The organism is Mycoplasma elephantis ATCC 51980, from assembly GCF_000687815.1.
GTDB classification, from domain to species: domain Bacteria; phylum Bacillota_I; class Bacilli_A; order Mycoplasmatales; family Metamycoplasmataceae; genus Mycoplasma_H; species Mycoplasma_H elephantis.
On record NZ_JHXU01000009.1, the window covers coordinates 24882 to 38139 of the forward strand.

The 13258-nt window shown below is 25.0% G+C and carries 16 protein-coding genes and 1 tRNA gene; 6 read left to right on the forward strand and 11 right to left on the reverse strand.

The genetic code is table 4. From position 1 onward, the window contains the following. Nucleotides 1-15: 15 nt before the first annotated feature. The 3 genes from scpB to T380_RS0102590 are packed head-to-tail and all read right to left on the reverse strand — an operon-like array spanning nt 16 to nt 2129. Nucleotides 16-594 carry an SMC-Scp complex subunit ScpB gene (scpB, locus tag T380_RS03975; protein ID WP_051599980.1) on the reverse strand — a complete coding sequence of 193 codons (579 nt, stop codon included), beginning with the start codon at nt 592-594 and terminating at the stop codon, nt 16-18. Beyond that, entirely contained in the window at nt 584-1390 is an 807-nt protein-coding gene (locus T380_RS0102585; RefSeq protein ID WP_084259842.1) for a segregation/condensation protein A, read from the reverse strand. Before T380_RS0102585 ends, scpB begins: the two co-directional genes overlap by 11 nt. After that, on the reverse strand, nt 1377-2129 hold the full coding sequence (locus T380_RS0102590) for a lysophospholipid acyltransferase family protein (protein WP_027334346.1): 753 nt from the start codon (nt 2127-2129) through the stop codon (nt 1377-1379). Before T380_RS0102590 ends, T380_RS0102585 begins: the two co-directional genes overlap by 14 nt. Before the next feature lie 93 nt (nt 2130-2222). Here T380_RS0102590 and T380_RS03980 point away from each other — a divergent pair, with 93 nt between their 5' ends. Beyond that, nucleotides 2223-2606, forward strand: a complete 384-nt coding sequence (locus tag T380_RS03980; protein WP_051599983.1) for a Holliday junction resolvase RecU — start codon at nt 2223-2225, stop codon at nt 2604-2606. A gap of 93 nt (nt 2607-2699) precedes the next feature. Here T380_RS03980 and der read toward each other — a convergent pair whose 3' ends face one another. The 4 genes from der to T380_RS0102615 are packed head-to-tail and all read right to left on the reverse strand — an operon-like array spanning nt 2700 to nt 6211. Further along, nucleotides 2700-4001: a ribosome biogenesis GTPase Der gene (gene der / locus T380_RS0102600; RefSeq protein WP_027334347.1), complete on the reverse strand. Its 1302-nt coding sequence runs from the start codon at nt 3999-4001 to the stop codon at nt 2700-2702. Next, the gene (gene cmk, locus T380_RS0102605; protein ID WP_027334348.1) at nt 3988-4659 is read right to left on the reverse strand and encodes a (d)CMP kinase; all 672 of its coding nucleotides are present in this window, start codon (nt 4657-4659) and stop codon (nt 3988-3990) included. The genes der and cmk overlap by 14 nt, the downstream gene beginning before the upstream one ends. Continuing rightward, nucleotides 4652-5056, reverse strand: coding sequence for a hypothetical protein (locus tag T380_RS0102610; RefSeq protein ID WP_027334349.1), 405 nt, complete (start codon nt 5054-5056; stop codon nt 4652-4654). The genes cmk and T380_RS0102610 overlap by 8 nt, the downstream gene beginning before the upstream one ends. A gap of 51 nt (nt 5057-5107) precedes the next feature. Next, nucleotides 5108-6211 (reverse strand): DnaJ C-terminal domain-containing protein, encoded by a 1104-nt coding sequence (locus tag T380_RS0102615; protein ID WP_027334350.1) that lies wholly within the window; start codon nt 6209-6211, stop codon nt 5108-5110. A gap of 86 nt (nt 6212-6297) precedes the next feature. Between T380_RS0102615 and T380_RS0102620 the strand changes: the two genes are divergently transcribed. Continuing rightward, nucleotides 6298-6373 (forward strand) — tRNA-Thr (locus T380_RS0102620). Nucleotides 6374-6410: 37 nt separating this feature from the next. On the opposite strand, the gene T380_RS0102625 is transcribed toward T380_RS0102620, so the two are convergent. Together T380_RS0102625 and T380_RS0102630 are read right to left on the reverse strand one after the other, a co-directional pair. Further along, a complete protein-coding gene (locus T380_RS0102625) occupies nt 6411-6962 on the reverse strand; it encodes an inorganic diphosphatase (protein WP_027334351.1) in 552 nt (183 codons plus the stop codon). Then, a complete protein-coding gene (locus T380_RS0102630; RefSeq protein ID WP_027334352.1) occupies nt 6962-8254 on the reverse strand; it encodes a glucose-6-phosphate isomerase in 1293 nt (430 codons plus the stop codon). The genes T380_RS0102625 and T380_RS0102630 overlap by 1 nt, the downstream gene beginning before the upstream one ends. A 93-nt stretch (nt 8255-8347) precedes the next feature. Between T380_RS0102630 and dnaX the strand changes: the two genes are divergently transcribed. Genes dnaX through T380_RS0102645 form a run of 3 tightly spaced genes read left to right on the forward strand, consistent with a single transcriptional unit; the run spans nt 8348 to nt 11093 of the window. Next, on the forward strand, nt 8348-10222 hold the full coding sequence (gene dnaX / locus T380_RS04245) for a DNA polymerase III subunit gamma/tau (RefSeq protein WP_051599985.1): 1875 nt from the start codon (nt 8348-8350) through the stop codon (nt 10220-10222). Between the two features lie 2 nt (nt 10223-10224). Next, nucleotides 10225-10515 (forward strand): YbaB/EbfC family nucleoid-associated protein, encoded by a 291-nt coding sequence (locus T380_RS0102640; RefSeq protein WP_027334353.1) that lies wholly within the window; start codon nt 10225-10227, stop codon nt 10513-10515. A gap of 2 nt (nt 10516-10517) precedes the next feature. After that, the gene (locus T380_RS0102645) at nt 10518-11093 is read left to right on the forward strand and encodes a toprim domain-containing protein (protein ID WP_027334354.1); all 576 of its coding nucleotides are present in this window, start codon (nt 10518-10520) and stop codon (nt 11091-11093) included. Between the two features lie 7 nt (nt 11094-11100). On the opposite strand, the gene T380_RS0102650 is transcribed toward T380_RS0102645, so the two are convergent. Next, nucleotides 11101-11637: an NUDIX domain-containing protein gene (locus tag T380_RS0102650; RefSeq protein ID WP_036436958.1), complete on the reverse strand. Its 537-nt coding sequence runs from the start codon at nt 11635-11637 to the stop codon at nt 11101-11103. 23 nt (nt 11638-11660) lie between these two features. Further along, a complete protein-coding gene (locus tag T380_RS0102655) occupies nt 11661-12611 on the reverse strand; it encodes a nucleotidyltransferase (RefSeq protein WP_027334356.1) in 951 nt (316 codons plus the stop codon). A gap of 86 nt (nt 12612-12697) precedes the next feature. Between T380_RS0102655 and rpmF the strand changes: the two genes are divergently transcribed. Continuing rightward, nucleotides 12698-12889 (forward strand): 50S ribosomal protein L32, encoded by a 192-nt coding sequence (rpmF, locus tag T380_RS0102660; protein WP_027334357.1) that lies wholly within the window; start codon nt 12698-12700, stop codon nt 12887-12889. Nucleotides 12890-13258 lie beyond the last annotated feature (369 nt).

Consider the following 13258-nt stretch of genomic DNA (forward strand, 5'->3'; position numbering starts at 1 on the left):
AAAAGAATAAATTTATTATTCTTTTTTAATCTTGTCTTTGAGAAGTAAATAAATCAATTCATCATTATTTTCTGGATTATCATCAAACTCAAATTCTGTTAATTTTGGTAATTCCGATAATGTTTTAAGCTTAAAATAATCATAAAATTTATTAGTTACACCAAACAAAGCGGGATTACCAGGAGTAGGAGATTTCCCTACTTCTTCAATTAATTTTTTATCTATTAATGATTGAACCAAACTATTTGAATCAACTCCTCTAATTTTATTTATTCCGCCTCTTGTTATAGGTTGTTTGTATGCAATTATTCCTACAACTTCCATCATACCATTTGTTAATTTTCCTCTTCGTTTTATAGATACAAGTTTCTCAACAGCTTCTTTAACACCTTCTCTCGTAGCAAACTTATATATATCATTAAAACTAACTACTTTTATTCCTCTATCTTGTTGATTAAAATAAGAAATAAAATCTTTTATAACTTTTTTTGCCTCATCAATAGTCATTAAATCAAAAACATATTTTATTTGTTCCAAACTCAAACCTTGATCGCCTTGAATATAAAGTAATGCTTCAATAATTTTATTTCTCATAATTCTCTCCTTTTTTAATTATTATTGGTCCATATTCATACTCTTGTAAAAGAATAACTTCTTGACATTTAACCATTTCAAGTAAAGCCATTAATGTGATTACAAAATGTTCAATGCTAGGTAGGTAAAAAATATCTTCAAATGTAACATTTTGTTTCTCTTTAAATAGTTTTCTAATATAAGTAAGTTGATCGCTAGCGGTTATAGAGATTGTTTTAAGTTTTGATTTTCTTAAAGAAACAGCATGAACTCTTTCAAACATCATTCTTAATGATTTTATTAATGTCATAGGATTTCCATAACCATCTAAAACAGTTCTATCAATAGGCCTTTTAAACTCTGAAATATTGCTTGGCTTCTTAATAAAAATGTCTCTACGACTTAATTCTTGTTTTTGAAAAAAAGGTGAAAGTTCTTTAAATTGCTTATACATAGCAACTTGAAGCAATATTTCTTTTTTATCTTGTTCTAATTCTGGATCTTCTTCTTTTTCATCTTCTAATAAACTTCTTGCTTTTATTTGCAACAAAGTTGCCGCCATAACAAGATATTCACTAGCTAAATTAATATCACGTTCTTGAACACTTTTAATTATTTTTAAATAGTTTTCGGCTAGCTCTAAAAGATCCACATCCATTATGTCAATATTTTTATCTTTAACTAGTTCGAGCAATAAATCGAGAGGGCCATTAAAATTTGCTATATCTATATTGTAAGGACTATCATTATAAGTATTATTAACATCAACTTTTTTTTCAGAATCTAAATTAATTTTTATTTGTTTAGTTTTGATCATACATATCCAATCCACTTTTTACAATTTTTTGAACATTTTGAGCCAAACTTTTTCTATCTTGTGAAACAAATGATATTGGTTTTATGACTGGGTGAAAAATGATTGTTACTTTTTGTTTTTTAGTTCTATTTCATTTATCAGCCCCAAACCCATTTATTATGCTAACTGGAACAATTGCTAAAAAATAGTTTTGCGCAATTAAAAATGGCCCAGATTTAAATTCTCCCATGCTACCATCTTTACTTCTTGTACCCTCAGGAAACACAACACCATATGTTTTATTAGCCTTAACAAATGCACCATAATTTTTAGATACTTCCAATGCTTCTTTCGGTTTTGAGCGATCAATTATAAAAGTATCAATTATTGACATAGCATTTCTAACTACTCTTTTTTTGGTTAATTCCTTTTTGGCTATAAATGTTGTTATTTTATTTCTATCGTCAGGTTCACTTGTTTTTTTACTTAAAGCATAAATCATCATTAGGACATCCATGTTTGATGTATGATTTGGAGTTAATAAACAAGGTCCTTTATGTAAATTATCATAGCCTTTTACTTCAACTTCAACATTAAAACCTTTTAATATCTTTTTGGTATATTTAACAATAAAATCTTGACGCTCTTGTTGGGGATTAAAATCTGGAAGTTTTCTATATTTTCTTGCTTTTTTATTAACTCTAGCCATTCTTCAAAGTCATATCGGTAAATTTAAAATTAATTTTGCTTTTGGTGTCATATTATTTCTCCTATTTATTAATAATTTTAGTAAATAATTCATATTTTTTTGTTTTTTATATTTATTTGCTTTTAATAAGTATATTTATAATATATGATAAACAAAAATAACGGAAAGTTTTTAGAACATTTAATTAATCAAAGTATTAGTTATTATAAACTTAATGATATAGCACTCGTTCATAGAGTTTATTTAGATATTTCTTTTTTACGCGTAAAAGATAAACTTAATCTTGAAAAAGCAAAAATATGCACTAAAAGTACAGTTGATTATTATGGTTTATATAAAGGCAAATTTTTTGCTTTTGATGCTAAATCAACCATAAAAGATTACTTCGATTTAAGTTTTATAAAAAAGCACCAACATGATTATTTGTGTGATGTAATTAAACATAATGGTATTGGTTTTTATATCATCGGTTTTTTAAATATGAACAAATATTACTGAATTTCTGCTGAAAAATTGATTTTTCGTTAAAAAAAGTGAGTGAGAATTTTGTAAGAAAAAATGGTTATGAATTAAAAATAGTTCTACCCGGATTTTTAGATTTCATTCCTATTTTAGATAACATTAATTCTTATTTATAAAATTAATTTTTATAGGACACCCCTCAAAATTAATTGAACTTCTTAATTCGTTTTCTATAGCTCTTTCATATGTGAAATGTAAATATTTTTTATTATTTACATAAAAATTAAAAGTAGGAATATTAGATTTTAGTTGTTTAACTAAATTTATACTAAGTATCCCCCCATTAAATGCTTTAGGTTGTCTATATACTTGCATATCCGTAATTAAACTTGTGAGAACTCTTGGAACTATTTGTCTACATAAGTTTTCTCTTACCTCTTGTAATTTATTGATTAACTTATTAATATTAATATTATTTTTGGCAGAAATAAAAACAATTGGCACCCATGGGACAAAATGTATTTTATTACGTATATTTTTTTCAAATTCTCTTGAAGTATTTGTATTTTTCTCTATTAAATCTCATTTATTGACAACTATAATTATTGGTTTTTTTTGTTCAAATGCATAACCTATAATTCTTGAATCAAAATTACTTAGTTGTTTTGTTGCATCGAGAACAATGATCGATAAATTTGATTCTTCTAATGAATCTTGAGCTCTAAGCCATGCATAATGTTCAACACTATCAATTAATTTTGATCTTTTAATCAAACCAGCCGTATCAATTATTTTATAATTTTCCTTATTTATAACAATATATTCTTCAACACTATCTCTTGTAGTTCCGGGAACATTTGAAACAATTGAACGTTCCTTTTTCAACAAAAGATTAAACAACGTCGATTTACCGGCATTAGGCTTCCCTAAAATAGATAATTTAAAATCTTCATCATCTTTTTTTATTTCTTTATTTAAAAAACTACATGAAAAATCTAATAAATCACCCACCCCTTGTCCATGAAGTGCGGATATTTTAAAAACATCCTCTATGCCGGTTCCATATCAAGAATAATCTAATTCATTTTCATTTTCCATTTTGTTGATTGCTAAAATAATTTTTTTACCTGATTTACGTAATAATTCAATAATAAAATTATCATCATTTGTAATTTCTGATCTTCCATCACAAACAAATATAATTACTTGAGCATCATTAATTGCTATTTGTGCTTGTGTTAAAATTTCCTTTTGAAATTCAATATTTTCAATATGAATGCCGCCTGTATCAATTACAAAAAAATCATGGTTTGTTCATGAGGCTTTATGATAAAGACGATCTCTAGTAACCCCGGGCTCATCATAGACAATTGATTTTCTTTTACCAATTATTCTATTAAATAATGTACTTTTACCAACATTAGGTTTGCCTATGATAGCAATTGTATTATTTGTTTTCAAGTTCTTTTTCCTTTACTAATTTTGTTATTAACGAAATAACTTCTTGTTTATTTAAATTTGTGCAGTCAATCTTTATTGAATCTCTTGTTTGATGTAAAGGATCAACTTCTCTATTCATATCTTGATAATCTCTATTATTTATATTCATTAAAACATCATCATATTTTGAATTAAAACCCATTTCTTTATCTTGTAAAAGTCTACGTTTTGCCCTCTCGTTCGCATCTGCTCATAAAAAGATTTTTAAATCTGCATTAGGCATTAGACGAAATGTCGTATCTCTTCCATCCATAATAAAACCTTTTTTATCTTTTATAATATTTTGAATTAATTCAACAACAAAACTTCTTACTTCTGCATATGAACTAGAAACAGACGCAATTTTTGATATTTCTTCTTTTCTTATTTCATTTGTAATATTCTTATTATTTAAAAATATTGATTCTTTTTTTATTTCTATATCAATATTTTTTAAAGAATTAATAACATTTATTTTATTCTTATAATCTATATTATTTATATATAAATAATAGGCAATGCCTCGATAAACATTTCCACTATTTATAAATTTATATCCTAATTCTTTACTTATATAACTACTAATAGTAGATTTTCCAACACCACTTGGACCATCAATTGCAATGTTTATTTTATTCATATAAATCCTCTTTATCATCATCTGTTGGAATGTAATTTACATTATAAATTACAGTATCATAGATATTTTTTATTTTATTATTACCTGTTTTTTCAAAGTTTATTTCTTCTTTTCTTAAAAAATCGTAGATATCTTCACCAATTTGAGTTAGATAATTCAAATTTTCATTATTAGTGTTGACTTGAAAATTACTAGTCAAATTTAAGAAATTATTTATTTCAGTTCATTTTAAAGCATTGTATTTTTTAATATTAAATAGATTTTTTAACTCGTTTTCTTTCAAAAAATCAATAATCTCATTATTATTTTTATTTATTAATTCAATAATTTCAGATTTTAAATCATTATTATCTAAAATTAATCAATGATTTTTTAAGCTATTAACAGAATATTTCATAATTTTAATTATAAAGAAAAAAAATATATGCTAAACAATTATGCATATAAATTAATTACTTGATAAAACATCTTTTGAATAATTCTCGTTAATATTATCAGTTGCTTTTTCCAAGACAGCTTTTAATAATGTTTCAGTTTTTTCATCATATTTTGGATTAATAATTTCAAGAACAACAATAAGATTTCCGGCGCTTTTTTTATTAATTATACCTTTACCTCTAAGAGTTATGGCCATTCCATTAGTATAATTTCTTTTCATTTTTATTTCAACATTACCTTTAGGGGTTGGCACTTTAACATTTTTTTCTAAGATAATATCTTTTAATGAAACTTTTAGTTCTAAATAAATATCATTATTTTTTCTTTTAAAATATTTGTGTTCATTAATATTTACAATAATAATGTAATCACCATTCCCGGCTGGACAAAATTCACCAAAACCAACTATTCTTAATTTTGTGCCTTCAGTTACACCCGCCGGTATTTTAATAGTTACATCTTTTTGAATAATGCTATATTTTTTACCATCACATGATTCACAAATTTCTTTATACCTATAACCCTTATCTTCACATTTTTTACATGGGTAAACTTTAGTTTGGACACCAAAAAATGAATTTACTTGTTTAATTACTTCGCCACTACCATCACATTCAACACAATCTGTTCTTTCGGATTTTAGATTATAACCCGTCGCATTACAATCACTACAGTGTTCATATTTTTTAAGTTTTTTAGTAATTTCAGTACCAAGAACAGAATCGACAAAACTTATATAGATTTCTTCGCCAAAATCTCTTGCTCCAGTCTTGCCTCATCCACTTCGACCTGTTTGATTAAAGAAACTTTCAAATATATCTCCAAACCCACTAAATCCACTAAAACCTTCAAAACCATCAAATCCACTAAAACCAGATTGTGCATCCGCATTTCCAAAACGATCATAGTTTGCTCTTTTATTTTCATCAATTAAAACATCATACGCTTCATTAATTTCTTTCATTTTCTCTTCAGCGTCTGGGTCTTTTGATTTATCTGGATGATATAAATTAGCTAATTTTCTGTATGCTGTTTTTATTTCTCTAGGGGTTGCATCTTTATTAACTCCTAAAACATCATAAAAATTTCTTTTTTCTTTATCCGCTTTACTCATATTACTATTTTAGCACACTATTGCTTCAAGTGCTAAAAATAAATATAAAAAGTTGTTTATATTTTTGTATAATATTTTTATATTTTGCCGTCTTAGCTCAGTAGGCAGAGCACATCCATGGTAAGGATGGGGTCGCAAGTTCAACTCTTGTAGATGGCACCATATCATAAAAATATGAAAAAAACAGCAATCGCTGTTTTTATATTTTATATTTTTCAGGATGTTCTTTCTTCATTTTTTCAAAAAATACTTCTTTTTTTAATTTTCCATATTTATTCATAAGTTCTAAACATTCTTTAATTTCATTTTGAGCTCATTTTTCATCTTCAAAGCCAGGAACTTTTGTTAAATCTTTGCCTTTTCAATCTTTATAGTGGCTAAAAAAGTATCTTACTTTTTCTAGTCATTCTTTAGGGAGATCACTTAGCTTGTTAATTTTATCAAGTGTATAATCATCATCATGAACACCAATTAATTTTGTATCTGTTTCACCAGAGTCTATCATTCTCATAGCGCCAATAATCCTTACATTAAGATATGTACCAGGTAAGAAATCATGTTCACTATATACTAAAACATCTAATTCATCACCATCTCAATCTAGAGAATTTGGTAAAAAACCATATGTGGCAGGATATTTAAAACCATCACGTAAAATTCTATCTACTTCAATAGCCTTTGTTTCTCTATTATATTCATACTTAATATCAGAATTATTCGGTATTTCAACCATTATTTTATATTTTTGCATTATTTATTTCCCTTCAATATTTTAAACATATTACTTTTGTATACTTCAACGCCAGGTTGATCAAATGGATTAACGCCTAGCAAATATGCACTCATTGCTAAAGCTCATTCAAAGAACATAAAAAATCATCCTAAAGATTCTTCTGTTGCTTCTTTTATATTAATAATGATATTAGGAATATTACCTTCTTTAAAGTGAGCCATTCTAGTTGCCTCAAAAGCTGCTTTATTTATATTATGAATATTATTCATATTTAAGAAAATTAATTTATCAATATCTTCCGCTTGATTTATTTTCATATCTAAATTAACTCTTGGTTTTTCTAATCATAAAACTGTTTCAAAAAGTATTTTTGAACCTTCTTGAACCATTTGTCCAAGTGAATGTAAATCAGTTGTATAAACCAAACTATATGGTAATAAACCTTTTCCTTCTTTACCTTCAGATTCAGCAAATAATTGTTTTCATCATTCGCTTAAATATCTTCAATTGTATTCATACGTTACAAGCGTTTCAACATTATATTTTTTGCTTAAAATAAATCTTGTAACAGCATATTTATATGCATCATTTACTTTTAAGTCTGGGTTTGAAAAAATTGATTGAGCATTTTTTGCACCACTCATAAGTAAATCAATGTTAACACCAGCACATGCTAATGGAAATAATCCAACAGGCGTTAGAACACTAAATCTTCCACCAACATCATCAGGAATTACAAATTTTGTATATCCTTTTTTGGTTGCCAATTCATATAAAACTCCCCTTGATTTATCGGTAGTTGCCACAATAAAATCTTTTGCTTCTTCTTCACCTATTTTTGATTCTAGTAATTTTCTAAATTCTCTAAATGCTATGGAAGGTTCAAGTGTTGTTCCTGATTTAGAAATCACATTTATCGCAAATTTTTTATTTTCTACATACTTTAATTTATTAATCAAATCCTGACTACTAATGTTATTTCCCGCAAACAATAACTCTATTTTTGGTTTATTAGAGCTATATTCTGGATAAATATACTCATATGCAGCCTTAATTCCTAAGTATGAACCCCCGATACCAATTGAAACAATAACTTCTACTCCATTATTTTTTCATTCTTTTGCTTTTTCTTTAATTTTCTTATATTCGTCATTGTTGTAATTTTTAACAATATCAGTTCAGCCTAAGAAAGCGTTACCTTTACCGGTTTTATTAACTATTTCACCATGAATTTTATTTACTTTGTCTTGAAATTCATATATTTTATTTTCATCAATTGCTGTTGATAGATCTAGATTTAACAATTTCATATTTCTCCTTTTTACACATATAATATTTTATTACATTATTAATCAATATAATATTGATAATGATAAAATTAAAAATAAAGAATATGGAGAAAGATGGAATACATTAATTTATATAGAAAATATCGTCCCAGTTTTTTTAAAGATGTAAAAGGACAAGATCATATTATAAAATCTTTAACCAATTCAATCTTAAACAATAATATTGGTCATGCTTATTTGTTTTCCGGACCAAGAGGTGTAGGAAAAACATCAGTTGCTAAAATTTTTGCTAGCGCTTTAAATTGCTATCATAGAAATCAAGATGATGTAGAACCATGTAAAAATTGCATTGAAAACATTAATAATTCATTAGATATTATAGAATTTGATGGCGCATCAAATAATACCGTCGAAGCAATGAGGACACTTATTGAAAAAGCTCAAATTTCGCCAATAAATTCCAAATATAAAATATATATAATAGATGAAGTTCATATGCTTTCTAATTCAGCATTTAATAGTTTATTAAAAATACTTGAAGAGCCCCCAAAACATATAATTTTTATTTTGGCAACAACCGATCCTCAAAAAATTCCATTAACTATTCTTTCTAGATTGATTAGATTTAATTTTAGATTAATGACTCAAAAAGTAATAATTGACCAACTAAAATATATTTTTAAAAAGGAAAATATAACATATGAAGAAGATGTTTTACAACATATTGCAAGATTATCAACAGGCGGAATGAGAGATGCTCTTTCAGTATCTGAACAGGCAATTAGTTTATGTGATAAAAACATTAAAATAAAAGATTTACTTGAAGCGTTTAGTATTGTATCTAACGAGAATTTAATTTCTATTATTAATTTTATTAAAGAAAAAAATGAAAAATGTTTATTAAACTTATTAGAAGATTTGCATCGATCTGGTATTGAAACAGAAAAACTGATTTATAACCTAATAGATGTATTAAAAGATTACATTGTTTATAAAGCAACGAATCACTCAAATTTATTAAATACCATATTAAAAGAACAAGTAGAATTAATTAAAATTGATTTTGAAGAGGCAAGAAAATATATTTTTGAGCTTTATTCAATTCTTAAAAAACTCTACTATATCGAAAACTCTTTTGAATTTTTGGAAATAAAACTTTTGGAAATATCACTTGGAATCCCAAATGTTCTTGAAGTTGATAATAAAAAAAATAATATAAAAAATATATTTGAAATTTCGGAGCAAAAAAATAAAATAACTCAAAATAAATCTATAAAAAATACTGAAATTATTGAAAATAAGATTAATAAAATTAATGAAATAGAATCACCAAAAATAGAAACAAATAATGAATCTAAAACCAATAAAGAATCAAAACCTAAAATTAATAAGGAGCAAAAATTAAAAGTTAATGAACAAATTTTTCAAAATGAATCAAATAATAATTTTATTTCCGGTGACTCTAAAAGTGATTTAAATAAATATTCAATAGAAGATTATGCTAGCTTATTTTTACAAAAAAATAAAGACATAAAAAATAATGATAACTTAAATTTTGAACGAATAAAATATATGACTTATTCTGAATTTAATGACCATTATAAAGAACAATTTAGTGAGAATGAATTTTTAAGTATTCAAAAATCACTTTCAGCATGTAATATTTTGTTCTCATCTGAAAAATTTTTGCTTATAACTTCAAAAGAAGAATCTATTCTAAAAATGATAGATAAAGAACTAAAAAAATTATGTATTCATTTAATGATATATTACGCATTTAATGAATACAGATACATATACTTAATAAATGATGATTATAAAAATAAATTATTAGAATATATTGAAAAAATAAGAATTGAAAAGATCCGTCCAAAAAAACACAAAATACTAACACCCAACTTTGTTGCAAAATTTTTAAAACAAGAGGAAGAAGAAAAAATTAAATTTTTTGAAGATAATAAAATATTAAAAAAATACCAAAGGAGTTAATAATGAATATTAATGAAATGATGAAACAAGCCAAAAAAATGCAAGCAGAATTAGAATTAAAAGAAAAAGAGTTTAATAAAAAGGAATTTAAGATCGAAAAACAAGGTCTTAGTCTTATCATGTATGGAAATAAAAAGATAAAATCAATTAAAATTGATCCTATTTTAATTGATGAAGATGATATTGAGTTATTAGAAGATATGATCACATTGTCTATTAATGAAACAATAGATAAAATCGAAGAAGAATATGAAGCTTCTTCACCAAAAATGCCAAAAAACATGCCTTTTTAATTATGGAAAATCACATTATTGAAGAATTAATTCAATCATTAGTTTCTCTACCATCTATTACCAAAAAAAATGCCGCAAAAATAGCTCAATATATATTAAAAATGAATATTGATGATGTTGCCCAATTAATAAAATCGATAGAAAAAGTCAAAAATTATGTATTCTTATGTAATAGATGCCATTATATTTCAAGTGGTGATTTATGTAATATTTGTCTAGATAATAAACGGAATAAAAATGTAATAATGATTATTGAAAATATTAATGATATAGATAAAATTGAGCAAGCCCAATTTTATGATGGAGAGTATTTTGTTTGAGATTTAATTTTGGATAAAAAACAAAATTCTAAAATACAACTTTCTAATGACGAATTAAGTTATATAAATTCGCACAATAATATCATCCTTGCTCTAAACCCTAATTTACAAGGTGAGATAAAATCAGAATTTTTAATAAATAAATTGAAAAATAAAAATATTTCAAAATTGGCCATCGGTTTACCATTTGGTTCTCAAATTGATTATATAGATGAAATAACACTAAAACAGGCATACAAAAATAGAGAAAAAATCTAACTTAATGTTAGATTTTTTTCGCTAATAAATAACAAGATCCTAAACTAGATAGATGTAATTCATTATCTAAAATGGATATTAATGCTTGTTCAGGCTTTCATACATTATAAGATACTAATTCAAAATATGAGCCATCAGTTTTTATTTCACCTTGTTTAATACCCGTTACATCAATTAAAAAATTGAAAACCTTTTCATTCATTTGCGTAGAAGATATTGATACAGATGATGCAACTATATTTTTTTTAGTTATTTTATATCCCGTTTCTTCACCCACTTCTCGAACAACACATTCATCCGGAGTTTCATTTTTTTCTAAAGCACCTGTAACACTAGAAGGAAAACAATCATCCGATTTCTTTTTTTCTTCCACCTCTGGTAATGGTTGATAATGGATTAGAAAATATCTTTTATTGTTTTCTTTTTTGAATAATAATGCGGATATAGAATTTATACTTTTACGTTGAGCATAAATAAATCCATCTTCCGCTTTATAAACAGATATTCATTCAGATTCAAAAATTTTATTTGTTTTTATAGACATGTTATCTTTATTATATGTTTTGTTTAATAAAAATTTATTCAAAATTTTCTTATTTTTAAATTTAACGGAAATTGTTTCAACAATATTGAAAGCATTACCCTTTTTATGCGAGAACTTGTATATCGTTTTGAATTACAACGGCTTACAAATTCGTTATATGTTTTAGCATCTATATTTTTTTTAAATAAGTTCTCTATACCTTCACTTACTAATTTAATTTTGCCCAAATCTTTGTTTGCAGTTCTTTTTAATATTTGTTTAAATCTTTTGAATTTATCTTCAATTCTATTAATTTTTGTATTTAAATTTATTGGAGTGTATTTATCCAATCCTTGCAATTCATTATTAATAATTTTATTTCTTATGTATGTGGCAGATGCATAAATTCCATTCGGAGTATTGGAATGAAAACCATTTGTTCTTTTATGACAATAAGGCTTTATATTTAATTTATACTTATAGATAGATTTTACATACTCTAGGCCCAAAATATCATTAGGCATACTAATATCATAATTCATCATCTCTTTTATTGCTTCATTATTAGCTTTAGGAAATGACATACCAAGTTTTAGTTTTTGTTTTATTACTTTATTTAATAAATTAGTATTATCTATTGTCAATTTTGCAATTTTTTTGAAAATTTCTATGTCATTGGTTTCACTACCAAATAAAAGAGTATTTATTTTATATTTACGCATCATTAGTATTGCATGTTCGGCAAATATATGCGCTGCTTGAATTACATATTTTTGTTTTAGCTTTATAACTTTTTTTACCCCATATTTTTTTGCTCATTTAACCCTTTGCGAAAACTTTAAAATATTTATTTCGCCTCTTTGAGTATATTTGCCCGACATAAAAAGATATATGTCATGATCCGGAAAATTTTTTTTAGCTAATTCTAATTGAAAAATATGACCGTTATGAAATGGATTATATTCCACAACAATTCCTAACCTAAATTTCTTCATATAAATTTATTATATTTAAAAATTATTTGTATAAAATAATATAATAATAAAACAATATGATATATGACATCAAATAAGGAGAAAAAATGGCAATTGTTCCAAAGCGAAAAACTTCTAAACAAAGAAAGCATTTAAGAAGAACACATGATTCATTAACTGCATCAAACACAAGAGCATGCTCGAATTGTTCAAAACAAATTGAACCTCATGTTGCATGTCAGTTCTGTGGATTTTATAAAAATAAAAAAGTTTCTTCTTTAAAACCATTAAATAACTAAAAATAACTTATTAAAGTTATTTTTTGATAATTTTATTTAAAAAAACATAAAACAACAATTTTGTTTCATAATTGTTGTTTTTTTATTGAAAAAATTAAAATTGCGTCTGTTTTTTTTTTTTTTTTGCAAAAAATACAAGATTTAATACTTAATATTGATATTTTTGACTATAAATTAATAAAATTGTGTAAAATAAATAAGAAAAATTCATTTTTTGTTTATGTTATTTATTTAAATAACATACATAAACGTTAAAAAGGAGACAAAAATGCAAAAGAGTCAAAACTTAAATGATAACTCTAATACAAGTTCACAAAAATCAAATGAAAATAGCGAACTAGAAATAATTAAAAATTTAAAAACATCAAT